The 16804-nt window shown below is 67.0% G+C and carries 19 protein-coding genes and 1 tRNA gene; 6 read left to right on the forward strand and 14 right to left on the reverse strand.

The window, feature by feature from the left end; translation table 11 throughout:
* Positions 1-523: 523 nt before the first annotated feature.
* Positions 524-1198, reverse strand: coding sequence for a recombinase family protein (locus tag DKG74_RS06265; protein WP_109903816.1), 675 nt, complete (start codon positions 1196-1198; stop codon positions 524-526).
* Positions 1199-2603: 1405 nt separating this feature from the next.
* Here DKG74_RS06265 and DKG74_RS06275 point away from each other — a divergent pair.
* On the forward strand, positions 2604-3512 hold the full coding sequence (locus DKG74_RS06275; RefSeq protein ID WP_109903820.1) for a ParB/RepB/Spo0J family partition protein: 909 nt from the start codon (positions 2604-2606) through the stop codon (positions 3510-3512).
* A 100-nt stretch (positions 3513-3612) separates the two neighbouring features.
* Here the strand turns inward: DKG74_RS06275 and DKG74_RS06280 are convergent, their stop codons facing one another.
* The 13 genes from DKG74_RS06280 to dcd all read right to left on the reverse strand — a co-directional run bounded on the left by DKG74_RS06280 (position 3613) and on the right by dcd (position 13062).
* Positions 3613-5244 (reverse strand): site-specific integrase, encoded by a 1632-nt coding sequence (locus DKG74_RS06280; RefSeq protein WP_109903822.1) that lies wholly within the window; start codon positions 5242-5244, stop codon positions 3613-3615.
* Between the two features lie 87 nt (positions 5245-5331).
* A tRNA-Phe gene (locus tag DKG74_RS06285) sits at positions 5332-5407 on the reverse strand.
* Positions 5408-5624: 217 nt separating this feature from the next.
* Positions 5625-5819 (reverse strand): DNA gyrase inhibitor YacG, encoded by a 195-nt coding sequence (locus DKG74_RS06290; RefSeq protein ID WP_109903824.1) that lies wholly within the window; start codon positions 5817-5819, stop codon positions 5625-5627.
* Entirely contained in the window at positions 5816-6937 is a 1122-nt protein-coding gene (locus tag DKG74_RS06295; RefSeq protein ID WP_109903826.1) for a ribonuclease E/G, read from the reverse strand. Before DKG74_RS06295 ends, DKG74_RS06290 begins: the two co-directional genes overlap by 4 nt.
* On the reverse strand, positions 6934-7539 hold the full coding sequence (locus DKG74_RS06300; RefSeq protein WP_109903828.1) for a Maf family protein: 606 nt from the start codon (positions 7537-7539) through the stop codon (positions 6934-6936). Before DKG74_RS06300 ends, DKG74_RS06295 begins: the two co-directional genes overlap by 4 nt.
* Positions 7540-7560: 21 nt before the next feature.
* Positions 7561-7779, reverse strand: coding sequence for a translation initiation factor IF-1 (gene infA, locus DKG74_RS06305; RefSeq protein ID WP_109903830.1), 219 nt, complete (start codon positions 7777-7779; stop codon positions 7561-7563).
* A 106-nt stretch (positions 7780-7885) separates the two neighbouring features.
* Positions 7886-8341 (reverse strand): arsenate reductase ArsC, encoded by a 456-nt coding sequence (locus DKG74_RS06310; RefSeq protein WP_243404039.1) that lies wholly within the window; start codon positions 8339-8341, stop codon positions 7886-7888.
* An 11-nt stretch (positions 8342-8352) separates the two neighbouring features.
* Positions 8353-8829, reverse strand: a complete 477-nt coding sequence (locus DKG74_RS06315) for a UPF0262 family protein (RefSeq protein WP_109903834.1) — start codon at positions 8827-8829, stop codon at positions 8353-8355.
* Positions 8829-10130 (reverse strand): histidinol dehydrogenase, encoded by a 1302-nt coding sequence (gene hisD / locus DKG74_RS06320; RefSeq protein WP_109903836.1) that lies wholly within the window; start codon positions 10128-10130, stop codon positions 8829-8831. The genes DKG74_RS06315 and hisD overlap by 1 nt, the downstream gene beginning before the upstream one ends.
* A complete protein-coding gene (gene hisG, locus DKG74_RS06325; RefSeq protein ID WP_109903838.1) occupies positions 10120-10791 on the reverse strand; it encodes an ATP phosphoribosyltransferase in 672 nt (223 codons plus the stop codon). The genes hisD and hisG overlap by 11 nt, the downstream gene beginning before the upstream one ends.
* Complete coding sequence (locus tag DKG74_RS06330) at positions 10791-11231, reverse strand: DUF2948 family protein (RefSeq protein ID WP_109903840.1); 441 nt, start codon at positions 11229-11231, stop codon at positions 10791-10793. Before DKG74_RS06330 ends, hisG begins: the two co-directional genes overlap by 1 nt.
* Positions 11228-12487: a UDP-N-acetylglucosamine 1-carboxyvinyltransferase gene (gene murA / locus DKG74_RS06335; protein ID WP_109904590.1), complete on the reverse strand. Its 1260-nt coding sequence runs from the start codon at positions 12485-12487 to the stop codon at positions 11228-11230. Before murA ends, DKG74_RS06330 begins: the two co-directional genes overlap by 4 nt.
* A 20-nt stretch (positions 12488-12507) precedes the next feature.
* Positions 12508-13062: a dCTP deaminase gene (gene dcd / locus DKG74_RS06340; RefSeq protein ID WP_109903842.1), complete on the reverse strand. Its 555-nt coding sequence runs from the start codon at positions 13060-13062 to the stop codon at positions 12508-12510.
* A 136-nt stretch (positions 13063-13198) separates the two neighbouring features.
* Here dcd and pabB point away from each other — a divergent pair, with 136 nt between their 5' ends.
* From pabB to DKG74_RS06365, 5 genes are all read left to right on the forward strand, one after another.
* On the forward strand, positions 13199-14533 hold the full coding sequence (pabB, locus tag DKG74_RS06345; protein WP_109903844.1) for an aminodeoxychorismate synthase component I: 1335 nt from the start codon (positions 13199-13201) through the stop codon (positions 14531-14533).
* 78 nt (positions 14534-14611) lie between these two features.
* Positions 14612-14929: a type II toxin-antitoxin system PrlF family antitoxin gene (locus DKG74_RS06350; RefSeq protein ID WP_109903846.1), complete on the forward strand. Its 318-nt coding sequence runs from the start codon at positions 14612-14614 to the stop codon at positions 14927-14929.
* 12 nt (positions 14930-14941) lie between these two features.
* The gene (locus DKG74_RS06355) at positions 14942-15418 is read left to right on the forward strand and encodes a type II toxin-antitoxin system YhaV family toxin (protein ID WP_109903848.1); all 477 of its coding nucleotides are present in this window, start codon (positions 14942-14944) and stop codon (positions 15416-15418) included.
* The gene (locus DKG74_RS06360; protein ID WP_109903850.1) at positions 15415-15984 is read left to right on the forward strand and encodes an anthranilate synthase component II; all 570 of its coding nucleotides are present in this window, start codon (positions 15415-15417) and stop codon (positions 15982-15984) included. Before DKG74_RS06355 ends, DKG74_RS06360 begins: the two co-directional genes overlap by 4 nt.
* Entirely contained in the window at positions 15981-16787 is an 807-nt protein-coding gene (locus DKG74_RS06365; RefSeq protein ID WP_109903852.1) for an aminotransferase class IV, read from the forward strand. Before DKG74_RS06360 ends, DKG74_RS06365 begins: the two co-directional genes overlap by 4 nt.
* Positions 16788-16804 lie beyond the last annotated feature (17 nt).

The raw sequence follows: 16804 nt of genomic DNA on the forward strand, positions 1-16804 counted from the left end.
CGACACCCTACAGACGGACAGGGTCATGGGGCGGGCTTCATCGGCTGGAGAGCGCCGGATTGAGGTCCATCCACCGTGCTCAATTTGCTCGGCGCGTGTGCTCAATTTGCACGGCGCGCTACACTCAGTTTCGGAGACTCGGCAAATGACGCGCCGGATGGACGATCACGCGATCCTTCGGTGTGGCGGCGCGCCGGGTGCCGAAGGCAAGCCAAGATCCCGCCAGCGATATTTTTTCTCGGTTTTCAGAAAATCGACGCGCGACCGAAGTAATGGTGCCCAGGGCCGGACTGTTGAGCTTGTCCCCCTAGAGCATTGAAACATAATGAAAACGTGACTTCGCCTCTTGCTCACTGTGTACCAGGGGCGTGTCCCGTCTTCAAGCCGCAGGCGTCAGGGTCCGGGATTATCCCACGGGAAAAATCTGTGAGGCCGAATCGAACCCTCGGCTTGCGCGAGTTTCCCCCCTCGGGGGCGGCCTGCGGTGTCCTGCGGCGGGTCGGCAGCGGCCTTGGATGCGGCCTTAACCGGCGCGCGCCAGTGCGCGTTGAACGCTGGCCGCGTACCATTGCCCGCCCCGTGCGGTCTTGATGCCCCGATGGTTCAGGTAGTCGGCCACGGCCCGGGCGGACGTAGCCCCGTTGCCACGGGCTTCCTCGATCCAGTGGGCGACGTCGTGGGCGCGCCGGTCAGCCCCGGCCTTGATCGCTTCCACCGCCTCGGCATTGCCCCGCCCCCGGAGATGCGCGGCGCCCTTCGGACTGCCGAGGGACTGACCCCGGGCCTTCGCTGCGGCCAGCGCGGCCTTGGTTCTCTCACTGATCAGGCGCCGTTCTTCCTCGGCAACCACGGCCATGATGCCGACCGTCATGCGATTAGCCCCGGGCATGTCGGCGGCCACGAAGTCCACGCCAGCATCCCGAAGGGTTAGCAGGAAGGCGGCATTGCGGGACAGGCGGTCGAGCTTGGCGACGATCAGCGAGGCCCCGATTGCCCGGGCGTGGGCCAGTGCCGTGGCAAGAGCCGGCCGGTCATTCCGCTTACCGCTCTCGGTCTCGACGTATTCGCGAACGATTTCCCAAGCGCCACCGTTCAGGTAGGCGGCCACGGCGGCGCGCTGCGCTTCAAGCCCGAGGCCGGAACGGCCCTGCTTCTCTGTCGAGACCCGGAGATAGGAAATGAACCGACCGTCTGCCATCGCTGCCTTTATGTCTGTATCAATTCGCCAAACGAACGTATGGGGATTTGATACGGATGGCAAGGGGGCATTGCTGTGCGGTTTCCGAGCGAGGCTGGGAGCGTACGGGAAGCGGTGGTAGCTTTGATGGTATAGGGCGGGCCAAGCGAGGAGACATGATGAGCGACGAACCCCCTCCGAGGACATGGCCTGAGCTTGTTTACAGGCTTTCGCCAGGACCAATTGTGGCGGTACTGCTGGCTTTACTTTTGCCATTCATCCTTGTGGTGGCTGGCCGCCTCTCCGTCGAATTCTTTAGAGACCCGAAAGCATTCTTTCAGGCGTCGCCAATTTCGTGTCTGGACCTCAAGGAAGTCGGCGGGCAAGTCTACAAAATTGATCAGTGCAGAGGGACGGTCGAATTGCTTGTGGCGCCTCAGCGTGCGCTTTCAGTCCCTTCCCCCACATCAACACCCTAATTAACTCAGAACCCCGCATCCTCAGCGGCGCTAGGCGCGCCTGACGTGACCCTCGGCGAACGCCTTGGGATGGCCCAGCCGCTCAACCTGCGGACCACCATCACGACGCACCGAGGGCGGCTGGAGGACTTCGGATTGGTTCATGCGGTGCGTGAGCCAATCATCTGCGGCAAGGGGCGGGTTCAAGAGACCACCGCCTATTACCTCAACGAGGAGCAGGCGCTTTACATCTGCGCCCTCTCGCGCACCGAGGCGGGCCACCGGAGGACTTCGGGATGTTGCGCGCGGCGTGCGCGGTGTGCACGTCGTTCGAGGACGGGTGGGGCGGAACAAACCGCCAAATGCTTCGGACACACAAACCCGTTAAGGCCCTGATAATAAAGGGGTCGCAAGCGACTTTATTGCCCAGTGTCGAATTCAAATCGGAAGCTAAAGAAAATTTCAGTTCGCGTCTAGTTCTTCATGGCTGGTCAAGGTCTTCTCAGAGGCGCCGAAAGGCATTTGGGAGAGGCTGGACTATGCGCTTTACGATCATGCTACAGGGTCTTCGCATCGGCTTCGGTCGGGGACTTGCTGACCCGCACAAGGAAGCGGCGGTTGACGTCGGGCTAGGGTGGTACGGGATCGAGTTCTACGCACCGTGGCCCGGATGCGGACAGTTGTTCTGGTGGCCGCCGTATTGGCGCAAGTCTTGGTTCACGCCCGCCCATCACCTGTCGCTGTGAAGGCCCTTGGAAGCCCCGTAGGGCGATGAAGGGGCGTCGCCGGACGGGAGTTCGAGCCGCTGGAAACGGCGGGCTGGAGGGTGCGGAGAAGGCGCCAGAGAGGGCGGCGATTACCGCGCACTCTAGGGATACACGCACTGTCCGCGAGAACACACGCGATGCTGTTCGCGGGCGTGCGTCCCTATCTGTTTTTTTGATGAAGGGCACAATGGACAACGAAGCATGAGAACAATCGAGAAAGCCTTGGCAGGGCTGGAGCGGGCAGAACGCAAGAAGGCGACGGCCCTCGGTGCCCTCGGGTTTCCCGGCACAAGCGACGGTGACGTGATCAACGTCCCCCTCGGCAGCCTTGAGGTAATCCCGGTGCTCTTTCAGAACCGGACGGATGACCTTGGGCGGGATGGCGTGAACCGAGACCATGTGGCGCGGTTGGCCGGGGACTTGGCGGCGGCCGGGCGGTTCGATCCCATGACAGTGATCGAGGCGGGGCCGAGATTGGTCGTGGTCGAGGGCCATCACAGGTTGGCGGCCTATCGCAAGAAGCTACAGGACGGTGACGCTGTGCCTGTGGCCGTCCGCAGATGGACTGTGCGGGAAGCCCTCGCGAATGCCGGGGCGGATAACGTCAAGACGCAGCTTCCGATGACCCAGAAAGAGCGCAGCGAATACGCGTGGCGACTGGTGAAGATGGACCATCACGAGATCGTTGCCCCAATGAGCAAGGCGGAGATCGCGCAGCGGACGGGGGCAGGGAAGAGAACCGTCGCCACCATGCGGAGTACCGCGCGGATGATCGAGGAAGCGCAAGGAATGGACCGGCCAACGAAAGAGTTGGCGCCCTACCGCTTCCTGCAATGGGAGATGGGATGGCGGGACGTCGTGAACACGCTGCGCAACGGGCGCCTACCAGAGCAAGAAGAGGAGACCGAGGAAATGTTGGACGCCAAGGCGGATGAACTGTGGCGCGAGATCGAGACGAAGACGCATCTGTGGCACTACCTCAAGAAGGCGCCGGACATGTTCCTTCGGGCCTTGCACAGGAACGCTCCCGGGTCTCTGGAACACCTCGGGGACGCCATGCGGAAATTCATGCCGTTCGAGGACGACACCGGGGAAGACGACGAGGAGTGACCCCGGCCCCCTGTGCAATCCATTGGGCGTGCATTTTGCACAGGAGGGCCGCTGGGAGCCGCAGAAAACCTAGGTTCTGGGCGGCGACTTTGCGGGGTGATCAGCCCGGCCGATAAGGCGGGACCTTGGCGAGTTCACGGGCCTGCGCCACGAGCGGGAAGTCGCCGTAGTGGAAGCCTTGGCCCTTCCCGGCGTGGCCCACCATGTAGTCGCGGATGTCCTGCGGAATGCCCACCTTCCGGCCCAAAGTCTCGAAGCGATGGCGCCAACCATGATTGGGCTGCACTTCCGGGTCTGTCACCACCTCGCGGACGAATTCGACCAGGCGGTTCTTGAGACTGCGCCAAGGGCCGCGAACGTCATCCTTGCCGATGGCGGGCAGAAACAGATAGCCGTCCGGCTGTTCCTCGACGAAGGCCGGGAAGCCTTGGGCTATCAGGTCTTGGTGAAGGGCGACGACGCGAGCGATGTTCGTCTTCACGGTCCCGGCCTCGGGCGTGATCCTCAATCCCCAATGGTCGCCTTCGCGGACCAAGTCCTGTTTCCGCAATTGGGCCATTTCCCCGACGCGGGCGCCGGTGTAGGCGCAAAGCCAAGGGACCCAGCGACAGGCGAGGGCGATCTTGGGCGAGCGCCGCGAGCGGGAGTTGGGCGTGGAGTGGCGAGCGTGGGCGAGGACGGCGTTGGCTTCGTCATCCGTGAAGCCTTTCGTGGTCCGCAACCGAGCCTTCGGCGGAACCTTGACGGTGACCCCGTGGGCCGGGTTGGAAGGAAGCCGCCTGTTGTTGGCAGCCCAGGCGAACACGGCCTTGAGGCCGGACAGGTCGCTATCCTTGACGGTCTTGGCGGACACTCCCTCGGCAAGCCGGTGATCCTTGAAGCGGATGATGTCATCGGGCGTGACACGCGCGGCATCGTCGTGCCCCAGAAACCCCCGCAGATGCGCCACGGACGTCTTGTGCGAAGCGTGGGTGCTTTCCTTGAGCCCGGCAGCCCGTGCCTCTTTCCACCACCCCTCCAGAAGGGCGGAGAGAGTGCTTTTGCCCAAGGCAGGGCGCGATGCTGGCGCGGCGGCCTCGGTCGAAGGGAAGCGCGCAAGGTTGGCGTCGGGGCTGTAATCGCCTTCGGCATTGGCTTCGAGGCGGGAGGCGGCCAAATCCATCGCCTTGGCGACCTGTTCGAGGAGCTTCGTTCGGCTGGTGTCGTCGATGGCGGGAATGGCGTGCCAGCCCAATACGAGGTCGACGAAGGCGCCAAAGCGGTCCTCCAGCGACCGGCGGCGTTGAGCGCCCTCGCCGATCAACAGGGGGCCGAGACCATATTCGCCCGCCTGAGCCTGCTGGTTCATGTCCCGCACCCTACGCCACAAGTCCGGGCTTCCGGGGTTGGCCTCCAGAGCTTCAGTCCAGCGGCGATAGATTTCGCCGGCCAGCGCAACGGCTTCCTTGTTCGTCAGGGAGCGAGGGCCGTTGCGGAGGCCCTGCCATATCCGCTCCAGATGAGCGGCAACGGCCCCGTGGCGGGCCTTCACTTCGCTGGGGTCGGCCGTTCGCAAGGACACCTTGACGTGCGTCGGTGCGGCCGTGAGCGAGACCGACACGGCTTCCTTGCCTACGGGGATGACCAGCGTCAGGCCCCGGGCGCGTTCGAGGATGTCCGCCGGGATGCGGCGGCGGAAATAGCGATTGTTGGAACCTTCGCGCTTCATCGGTTGGACCAGCCGAAAGAGCATCTGTGCACCGCCTTTGTGTACCAGTAGGCGAGACGCAGTGCCAAGAAAACGCTTATGTTCCTGACCGAGAAGGGATTTTCGCGGTAATGGTGCCCAGGGCCGGAATCGAACCAGCGACACGCGGATTTTCAATCCGCTGCTCTACCAACTGAGCTACCTGGGCCCATGAGATGCGGTGGTGAGTCACCACCGGTCGGCGAGGACGCCGTTATTAGAGGAAAGGGCGGGGGCCGTCAACCGTTTCGCGTTCGCGGCGCAGGCGTTTCGGAAAGGCGGCGATGGCGGTCGCGGTTGCGTTGGCCGGGCGCTCGATCTGGAGCCGTCGGGCGGCGCAGATGGGCGTTGGGGGACGCGGATGCGCGGGCGCATTCCGACCGGGTTCAGCCTTCCCGGCCGCCCTCGCCTTCGTCCGGTTCCTCGGTCTCGACGGCGGGAATGGCGTATTGCCCGCCCAGCCAGCGGTGCAGGTCGACATCGGCGCAGCGGGCCGAGCAGAACGGCCGATAGGCCGCCGCCGCGGGGCGCTGGCAGATCGGGCAGGGTTTCGGGTTGTCGTTGGCGGGATCGGCTTTCATGGCCGCACCATAACCGCGACCTCGCGCGAGGGGAATGCCGCGACTTCGAGGGTCAGCGGCAGACCGCGCCAGACGTCCGCCCTCGATTCGAGCAGGGCGAGGGCATCCGCCGGGGCGCGGGCCAGCAGGGGCCGGCCGGGCTGGTGCCGGGCGAGGCTTTCCGCCCGGCGCAGCACGTCGGCGGCGAGATGGGCGGCGCTGGTCCAGCGGCCGGTCGAAACCGGGCAGGGCACGGTCAGGCTGCGCTGCAGGCTCTCGCCCTCGCGTCGGCGGGTGACGAGGACGAGGCCGCCGAGATCGCCTTTCGCCAGGTCGGGCTTCAGCGGATCGGGGGCGAGGGCGCGGGCAAGCGCGGCGCGGCCGGCGGCGATGGCCGGGGCGTCGCCGATAAAGTCGATCACGATCTGGCCCGACAGGTTGCGGCGGCGAATTTCCCGCGCGGCGAGGGGGGCGGCGGTCTCGTTCGCCGCCCGGGGCGACAATCCGCCGCCGTCGATGTCAATGGCGGTCAGGGCCTCGGTCTCGTCGAGGGTCAGGCGCCCGGTCGGGCCGAGGGGCAGGGCGGGGCGCAGGGATTCGGCGAAATCGTCGGCCAGGCCTTCGCGGGCGAAGAGATCGGCGCCGCCCACCGCGACCTCGACGGCGAGTCCGGGCAGATGGGCGCGCAAAGCCGCCGCGGCCTCGCCCCCGGCGACCAGCAGGGCGGAGACGCCCCGCGCCCGCGCCAGCAGGGCGGCGAAGGGCGGTGCCGGGCGCAGCAGGGCGGGCGCGGTGCGTCCCGCCGCCAGTGGCGCGGCGGCGAGGGCGGCGGGGCTGCGCGCGCTGATCCTCGCGGATTTGCCCGACAGCGGCTCGCGGATCACTTCGGCGACGACAAGGGCGCCTTCCCGGGCCTCGCCCGCGTCCTTCTTCTTCAGGAAGGCGGGGGTGGCATGGCCGATGTCGACGAAGAAGGCGCCCATCTCGGGCGCGCTGTCGGTGATGCGGCCGAGGCGAATTTCGCCGAGCAGGCCGCGCTCCCCCGCCGGGCGGACGTGGAATTCGGCGGCGGCGCCGTTCTCGGTCAGCGCCAGCCTCGTCTCGACCGCTCCGGCTTCGACGAGAAGGCGCCGGCTCATGGCCGCGCCGTCAGGCAAAAGCCGTTGCCGTTCAGCAGTTGCCAGGTCTCGAACAGCGGCAGACCGACGACATTGGAATGGGAGCCGGACAGGGCGCGCACCAGCGCCTCGGCCCGGCCCTGGATGGCATAGCCGCCGGCTTTGCCGCGCCAGTCGCCGCTGGCGATATACCATTCCACCTCGTCGGCCGAGAGGCGCTTGAAGGTGACGGTGCTGGTGCCGGTGCGGCCGCGCAATTCGCCATCCGGGCGGATCAGCGCAAGGCCGGTGGCGACCATGTGGCGGCGTCCGGACAGCAGGGCGAGGCAGCGCCGCGCCTCCGCTTCGGTTTCGGCCTTGGGCAGAATGCGGTTGCCGCAGGCGACGACCGTATCGGCGGCGAGGATATAGGCGGGGCCGAAGCCTTCGGGCAGCAGGCCCTGCACGGCGCGCGCCTTGTCGGCGGCGAGACGGGCGGCGAGGGCGAGCGGCGCCTCCCCCGGACGGGGCGATTCGTCGAGATCGGCGGCAAGGATCAGGTCCGGCGCGAGGCCGAGTCGGTCCAGCAGCTCGCGTCGGCGGGGCGAGGCCGAGGCGAGAACGAGCTTGAGGTCGTTTCCCATGGGCGAAGGCCCGGCGGGCGCTTACTTGAAGCGGAAGGTGATGCGGCCCTTGCTCAGGTCGTAGGGGGTCATTTCGACCAGCACCTTGTCGCCCGCGAGGACGCGAATGCGGTGCTTGCGCATCTTGCCGGCAGTATGGGCCAGCACTTCGTGATCGTTGTCGAGGCGGACGCGGAAGTGGGCATTGGGCAGAAGCTCGGTCACCGTACCCGGAAACTCGATCAATTCTTCCTTGGGCATATGTTCTCCTGAGGACCCTGAGGCTAAATTTGGCAGGAACATGCGACCGCAAGCCCGTTTTTGCAAGCGTTCAGCCCGCAGATCGGCCCTGTTTGCGGTGAATTGCTCAGACGTTGGGCGCGCGTACCACACCGAAGCGGCCGCGAATGCGCTGAAGCAACTGGTCGCGCACGCCGCGATAACTGTCCAGCACCTGCTCGCGCGAGCCCTGGGCGAGGCTGGGATCGAAGGTCGGCCAGTATTCGACGTCGCAGGCCATGGTCCTGGTCAGGTCCACCGCCTTGTGCTGCGCTTCCGGCGATAGCGAGATGATCAGGTCGAAACTGGTATCTTCCAGCTGGTCGAAATCCTTTGGCCGGTATTTCGAGATGTCGATACCCAGTTCGTCCATCACCGAGACGGCGAAGGGGTCGAGGTCGCCCGCGCGGACGCCGACCGAATCGGTGAAGATCACCCGGCCGTAGAAATGCTTCATCAGGCCCATGGCAATGGGCGAGCGTATGGCGTTCTGCGTGCAGCAGAACAACACGGCCCCCGGCAGATCGGCTGAAAATCCCCCCACGGCGATGCCGCCTAGCCCTTCATGAACAACACGCAGATCAGGGTGAACAGCCGGCGGGCGGTATCGAAGTCGATCTCGATCTTGCCCTTCAGCCGCTCCATCAGCAATTCGGAGCCCTGGTTGTGCAGGCCGCGCCGGCCCATGTCGATCGCCTCGATCTTCTGCGGGGTCGAGGTCTTGATGGCGGCGTAATAGCTCTCGCAGATGCCGAGATATTCGCGGATCAGGCTGCGGAACGGCGATAGGGCGAGGATGATCTTGCCAAGGGGCGTCGTGTCGGCATCGCGGATGTCGAAGACGAGGCGGCTTTCCTCGATCGCCAGATGCAGGTGGTAGGGGCCGTCGTGATCGCCGATGGGCGAGAAATGGTTTTCGTCGAGCAGGTCGAAGATCGCGACCTTGCGCTCGTGATCGACATCGGGGCTGCGTCTTGCGACCGAAGCCTCGTCGAGCGTGACGCCCACCAGTTTTCTCGTCTCGGCGCTCATCAGTTGGCCTCGTTCAGCCGGATCGCGACAGACAATGCGTGGGCGCCCAGTCCCTCGGCGCGCGCCAGGGTGACGGCGGCGGGGCCGATGGCGCGCAGGGCCGCTTCGTCGCAGCCGACCAGCGTGGTGCGCTTCAGGAAGTCGAACACTGACAGGCCCGAGGAGAAGCGGGCGGTGCGCGCCGTCGGCAGCACGTGGTTCGGGCCGGCGACATAATCGCCGATCGCTTCCGGCGTGTGCCGGCCAAGGAAGATGGCGCCCGCGTGATTGACCTTCGCGGCGAAACCGTCCGGGTCGTCGAGCGCGAGTTCGAGATGCTCGGGCGCGACCGCGTCGACGAGGGCCGGCGCCTCGTCGAGGCTGCGCAGGCGGATCACGGCGCCGTGATCGTCCCAGCTCTTGCGCGCGGTCGCCGCGCGGGGCAGGCGCTCCAGATGGTCCTCGACGGCGGCGAGGACCCGGTCGGCGAAGGCGCCATCGTCGGTCAGCAGGATCGACTGGGCGCTTTCGTCATGTTCGGCCTGGGACAGCAGGTCGGCGGCGATCCAGGCGGGATCGTTGGCGCCGTCGGCCACCACCAGGATCTCGCTCGGCCCGGCGATGGCGTCGATGCCGACGATGCCATAGACCTGCCGCTTGGCGGCGGCGACATAGGCATTGCCGGGGCCGACGATCTTGTCCACCGGGCGGATGCTGTCCGTGCCATAGGCGAGGGCGGCGACGGCCTGGGCCCCGCCGATGCGCAGGATGTCGGTGACCCCGGCGCGGCGCGCGGCGGCCATCACGGCGGGGTTGAGGACGCCGTCCGGCGTCGGCACCACCATGACGATGCGGGCCACCCCGGCGACCTTGGCCGGCAGGGCGTTCATGAGGACCGACGAGGGATAGGCCGCGGTGCCGCCGGGGACATAGAGGCCGGCGGCGGAAACCGGTGTCCAGCGGAGGCCAAGGCGAACGCCGACGGCGTCGGTGTAATGGTCGTCCAGCGGCATCTGCCGGGCGTGGAAACTTTCGATCCGCGTCGCGGCGAGGTCGATGGCGGCCAGCAACTCCGGCCCGACCTGTTCGAGTGCCGCGTCGACCTCGTCGGCCGAGACGCGCAGTTCCACCGCCTCGGACAGGCTCATGCGGTCGAAGCGGTTGGTGTAGTCGAGCACGGCGGCATCGCCGCGCGCCCGCACGTCGGCGATGATCGCGGCGACGGCGGCATCGACATCGACCGACATCTCGCGCTTCGAGTTCAGCAGGGCCTCGAAGCCGGCGGCGAAATCGGCGGATTGGGTGTTCAGGTCAAGCGGCACGCAAAGCCCCCCTGAAAGCGTCGATCCAGCCGCCGATCTCCTCCACCCTGGTCTTGAAGGCGGCGCGGTTGACGACGAGACGCGACGAAATATCGGCGATCTTCTCGATCTCGACGAGGCCGTTGGCGCGCAGGGTATCGCCGGTCGAGACCAGGTCGACGATGCGCCGGCACAGGCCGAGGGTGGGCGCCAGTTCCATGGCGCCGTTCAGCTTCACGCATTCCGCCTGCACGCCGCGCGCGGCGAAATGCTGGCGGGTGATATGCGGATATTTGGTCGCGACGCGGACATGGCTCCAGCGGCTGGGATCGTCCTTGCCGGCAAGGTCCGCGGGCTCCGCCACCGACAGGCGGCAATGGCCGATGTTCAGGTCGAGCGGGGCGTAAATCTCGGGATAGTCGAATTCCATCAGCACGTCGTTGCCCGCGACCCCGAGGTGGGCCGCGCCGAAGGCGACGAAAGTGGCGACGTCGAAGGAGCGCACCCGGATCAGCGAGACATTGGGATGGGCGGTGCGGAACCGCAGGGCGCGCGATTTCTCATTGTCGAAATCGGGCTCGGGCGTCAGCCCGACCTTGTCGAGGAGGGGCCGCAGCTCCTTCAGGATGCGGCCCTTGGGCAGGGCGAAGACCAGCCCTTCGTTGGGCGACTTGGTGACCATCAGGCGGATTCCCCGTCACTTTCATGCTGCGGCGCCTGGCGGGTGGGCCAGGCCTCGGTCAGATCCTTCAGGCCACCCTCGATCGTCTCGGCGTCGAGACGGATCTGGGCACCCCCGGCGAAGATCAGATCGACCAGCACGCCATTGTCATTGTCCCCGACCTCGATGGCCAGGAGTTCCAGAACCTGTTCGACCGCGGTGCGGTCGATCCCCTTGACCCGGACCGAACGGACCGTGTCGAAATGCAGGCCGCAGCGTCGCCGGCAGGCTTCGCCCCCGGCTTCCCAGCAGAAGCGGTTGGCGACCAGGGCGAAGCGCTTCGCCGCGCCCAGATAAACGAGGTCCGCCGCCTTCACCACCGCGTCCTGCACCAGCGCGGAGACGACACGCAGGTCGTCCGCGTCGGCGAAGCCGAGGTAAAGGCGGGGCGCCGCGCTCATTCCGTCAGGCGCCGGATGTCGGCGCCGACGGCGCCCAGCTTCTCCTCGACCCGCTCGTAACCGCGGTCGAGGTGATAGATGCGGTTGACCACCGTCTCGCCCTCGGCGGCGAGACCGGCGAGCACGAGGCTGATCGAGGCGCGCAGATCGGTCGCCATCACCGGCGCGCCCTTCAGCTTGGGCACGCCGCGCACCAGCGCCGAGGCGCCGTGGACCGTGACATTGGCGCCCATGCGCGCCAATTCCGGCACATGCATGAAGCGGTTCTCGAAGATCGTCTCGGTGATCATGGCGGCGCCCTCGGCCGTCGCCATCAGCACCATCATCTGGGCCTGCAGGTCGGTCGGGAAGCCGGGGAAGGGCTGGGTCATGACGTCGACGCCATGCACCCGGTGACCGTTCCGCTTCACCTTCATGCCGCGCGTCGTCGGCGTCACCTCGACGCCGGAGCGGTTCAGGACGTCGATCACGTCTTCCAGCGTATCCGGCCGGGCGCCCACCAGTTCGACCTGGCCGCCGGCGACGCCGACCGCCATGGCATAGGTTCCGGTCTCGATCCGGTCGGGCAGGATCGAATAGCGCGCGCCATGCAGCGACGCCTTGCCCCGGATCACCAGCCGTTCGGTGCCGACGCCCGAGATATCCGCGCCCATCGCCTGCAGGCACTGGACGAGATCGGTGATCTCCGGCTCCCGCGCGGCATTGTCGAGCACGGTTTCGCCCTCGGCGAGGCTGGCGGCCATCAGCAGGTTCTCGGTCGCGCCGACCGAGACGAAGGGAAAGCGGATGGTCGCGCCCTTCAGGCCCTTCGGCGCCGTCGCATGGACATAGCCATCGACCAGCTCGATCTTCGCGCCCATGGCTTCGAGGCCCTTGAGGTGCAGGTCGACCGGCCTTGTGCCGATGGCGCAGCCGCCGGGCAGGGAGACCTTGGCCTCGCCCATGCGGGCGACCAGGGGGCCGAGCACGAGGACGCTGGCCCGCATCTTGCGCACGAGGTCATAGGGCGCGGTGGTGCTGGTGATCGTGCCGGCGGTGATCTCGACATGGCGGGGGCCGCGCAGGATTTCCGCCCCGTGCTGCTCGACGAGGCCGAGCATGAAGCCGACGTCGGCGAGTTCCGGCAGATTGTCGAGGGTCAGGGTTTCCGCCGTCAGCAGGCCGGCGGCGACCAGCGGCAGGGCGGCGTTCTTGGCGCCCGAGATCGGAATCTCGCCGAAGAGTTCGTTGCCGCCGCGGACGACGATACGCTGCAATGCCATTCTCTATCCCGATCTTACAGCTTCGGCAGGGTGACGCCGGTCTGGCCCATGTATTTGCCCGAACGGTCGCCGTAGGACACCTCGCAGGGCTTGTCCCCCTTCAGGAACAGGAACTGGCAGGCGCCTTCATTGGCGTAGATTTTCGCCGGCAGCGGCGTCGTGTTGGAAAATTCCAGGGTGACGTGGCCTTCCCATTCCGGCTCCAGCGGCGTCACGTTCACGATGATGCCGCAGCGGGCATAGGTGCTCTTGCCGAGGCAGATCACCAGCACGTCGCGCGGGATGCGGAAATATTCAACCGTGCGGGCAAGGGCGAAGGAATTGGGCGGGATCACGCAGACGTCGGTCTTGCGGTCGACGAAACTGTTGCTCGAGAAATTCTTCGGGTCGACCACGGCGCTGTCGACATTGGTGAAAATCTTGAACTCGTCGGCCACCCGGGCGTCATAGCCATAGGACGACAGGCCGTAGGAAATCACGCCATCGCGCTTCTGTCCTTCGACGAAGGGCTCGATCATGCCCTGGCTGCGGGCGAGTTCGCGGATCGAAATATCGGACAGAATGGCCATAGGCGCTCGCTCGACGGGGCTTGGACGGTTTTCGACCGCTTATCTAGTGCCTTTTCCGACGATTTGAAACCGTCGAGAACGCCGCCCAGCATTGCCGGACTGTTGCCTGTGGCGCCGGGCGGCGCCATGAAGGGTCATGGCGATCATCCCCCTCGGTCCCCTCGATTCGATGCAGGCCGCCGGCCGTCTGGCCGGCTTGCCCGGATTCGCCTTTCTCGACAGCGCCATGGGCCACGTCCGGCAGGGCCGTTACAGCTATATCGCCGCCGATCCCGCCGGCTTTTTCGAGGTGCGCGGCGGCATCGCCCACTGGCGGGGCGAGGCGCTGGCCGAGGCACCGATCCCCGCCCTGCGCCGGTTTCTCGCCACGGGGCGGCACGCGGAAGGCGCGGGGCTGCCGCCCTTCCGGGGCGGCGCCATCGGCTTCCTGTCCTATGAGGCCGGGCGCCTGTTCGAGGTTCAGCCGGCTTTCGACAATCCTCCGGTGCCGGACATGATGTTCGGTCTCTACGACTGGCTGCTCGCCTTCGACGGAGTATCGGACGAGGCTTTCCTTCTGACCGATCTTCTGCCCGGCGCGCTGCCGGACCGGGCCGACCAGATCCGCGCCCTGCTGGCCCGGCCGGCGCCGGCCGTCGTCCCGCCCCGCCTCGACTGGCGGGCGGATATGTCGGCCGGTGATTTCGAGGCGGCGGTGCGCCGGGTGATCGAGGCGATCCTGGCCGGCGACCTGTTTCAGGCCAATATCGCGCAAGGCTATTCGGCCGACTGGCCGGCGGGGGCGGACGCTCTTGCCCTGCACGCCGCGCTGCGCCGGGCCAATCCGGGCGATTTCGCAGCCCTGCTGCGCTTTCCGGGCCTCGACGTGGTGTCCTCCTCGCCCGAGCGGTTCCTGCGCGTCGACGGCGACCGGGTGGAGACCCGCCCGATCAAGGGCACCATCGCCCGCGCCGACGATCCGGCGGAAGATGCCGCCCGCGCCGCCCGTCTCGCCGCCTCGGTCAAGGACCGGGCGGAGAACGTGATGATCGTCGATCTCCTCCGCAACGATCTCTCCCGCGTCTGCCGGCCCCATACGGTCGAGGTGCCGGAGCTTTGCGTGATCGAGACCTATGCCGGGCTGCATCACATGGTCTCGACCGTGACCGGCCGCCTGTGCGAGGGGGGCGACGCGCTTGACGCCGTCGCCGCCGGCTTTCCCGGCGGCTCCATCACCGGCGCGCCCAAGCCCGAGGCCATGCGCCTGATCGGCGCCATCGAAGGCCGGCCGCGCGGGCTCTACTGCGGCTCCATCGGCTGGCTCGGCTTCGACGGCGCCGCCGATCTCAACATCGCGATCCGCACCGTCACCATCGCGGGCGGCACCGCCTATTTCCAGGTCGGCGGCGGCATCACCGCCCTGTCCGACCCCGCCGCCGAATATCGCGAAACCCTGACCAAGGCCGCCCGTATCCTCGCGGCCACCGCGTGACGCGACCCGGCCTTGAAGGGTGCTTCCGATGATGGTAAGGATTATTCCTTACTTACATTTTCCGGTAGAGGGCTCGCCATGAACGATATCCGCGAATTCGCCACCCTCACCTCCAAGGGCCAGATCACCCTGCCCAAGGCGGTCCGTCAGGTGCTGGGGGTCGATCAGGGCGGCAAGGTCCGTTTCGAAATCCGAAGCGGCGAAGTCGTGGTGACCCGGGCGGAAGCGGACCACGAGGACCCGGCCATCGGGGCATTTCTCGACTTGATCGAGCGGGATATCCGCGCCGGCCGCCATGTCGGCAGCCTGCCTGACGATGTCGCGGCGGCTCTGCTGGCCGAAGTGAAAACCCCGGTCGATATCGACGAGGATATCGAAGGCGATGTGGCGCTCTGACCGGGGGTAGCGATGCAAAGCCACGGCTGGACGCTGCTGTTTCATGACGGCGTGATCGAGCAGTTGCGCCGGCTGCAACAGGCGGTGGAACGGGCGCGGCGCGGCGATCCGCAAGGGGCCGAGAGCAATGCCAACGTGAAACTGTTCCGCGCGCTCAGCCACCTGATCCTGGAGGCGGTGCCGGGCGATCCGGCCCGCGACGACTATCGACAGGGCAATACCCTGGGGGGCGCCTATCGCCATTGGCGGCGGGCCAAGATCGGCCGGCGCTTTCGCCTGTTCTTTCGGTACGATTCACGGGTCCGTGTGATCGTCTATGCCTGGGTCAACGACGAACAGACCCTGCGCGCCGCGGGCAGCCGCAGCGATCCCTATGCCGTGTTCGAGCGGATGCTGGATCGCGGCCATCCGCCCGACGACTGGGCAACGCTGCTGGCCGCCTGCCGCCCGGACTGGCAGAAGCAGGATCGTCGGGACGAACCCGAATGACGATCCTCGTCATCGACAATTACGACAGTTTCGTCTTCAACATCGCCCGCTATCTGCGGGAGCTGGGGGCGGAGGTCGCCGTGCTGCGCAACGACGCGATCAGCCTTGCCGGGGTCGAGGCGATGGCGCCCGATGCCATCGTGATTTCGCCCGGGCCCTGCGCGCCGGATCAGGCGGGAGTCTCACTCGACGTGGTGCGGGGCCTGTCGGGGCGTCTGCCGATCCTCGGCGTCTGCCTCGGTCATCAGTGCATCGGCCAGGCCTTCGGCGGGCGGATCGCGCGGGCGCGGCGGCCGCTGCACGGTCAGGCGACCGGGATCGCGCATGAAGGCAGGGGGCTGTTCGCCGGCCTGCCCTCGCCCCTGAAGGTCGGGCGTTACCATTCCCTCGTCGTCGAATTGTCGGGGGAGGAGCCGCTTTCGGTTACGGCGCGCTCGGACGAGGGCGAAGTGATGGCGCTTGCCCATGCCGAGCATCCGACCTTCGGGGTGCAGTTCCACCCGGAATCCGTGCTGACCGAGGGCGGTCATGCCCTGCTGCGCAATTTTCTGGAGACGCTGCGATGATCTGGTTCGACGGGCGCCTGAGCGCTGGCGGGACGATCCCGCTCGATGCCACGGATCGCGGCCTGTTGCTGGGCGATGGCGTGTTCGAGACCATCGGTGTGTTCAACCGGTCGCCCTTCGCCCTGGGCGCCCATCTCGACAGCCTCGCGGCGGCGGCAGGTGTCCTTGGCTTCGCGGTACCGATGGCGACGGTCGAGCGGGCGGTGGCCGATCTCGTCGCGGCCATGCCCGGCCCCCATGGCGCGATCCGGGTGACGGTCAGCCGGGGCGCCGGCCCACGCGGGCTGCTGCCGCCGGCCAGCTCCCTGCCCATCGTCCTCGCCAGTCTCGCGCCCTGGACGCCGGCCATGGCCTTCCAGCCGGTCGCCCTCGCCACCGTCTCGATCCGGCGCAACGAAACCTCGCCCCTGTCGCGGCTGAAGACCCTCGCCTATCTCGACAATGTCCTTGCCCTGGCCGAGGCGAAGGGGGCGGGGGCGGACGATGCCCTGATGCTGAACACCAGGGGCCGCGTCGCCGGCAGCGCCATGGCCAATCTCTTCGCCCTCATTGGCGGCGAACTGGTGACGCCGCCGGTCGGGGACGGGGTTCGCCCCGGCATCATGCGGGCCTTCCTGATCGAGACGGCGGGCGCGGGCGAGCGCAGCCTGACCTCGGCCGATCTTGCCGGCGCGCCCCTGTTCCTGACCAACAGCCTGCGCCTGCTCTTGCCCGTTGCCATGCTGGACGGACAGGCGGTGCCGCCGGTGCCGCCCCATTACACCGATATGCTGCGGCGGGCCTGCGGCCTTGCCGAAGATTGAAGACGGAACAGGTTACC

The sequence above is a fragment of the Zavarzinia aquatilis genome, from assembly GCF_003173035.1.
In the GTDB taxonomy this organism is placed as follows: Bacteria; Pseudomonadota; Alphaproteobacteria; order Zavarziniales; family Zavarziniaceae; genus Zavarzinia; species Zavarzinia aquatilis.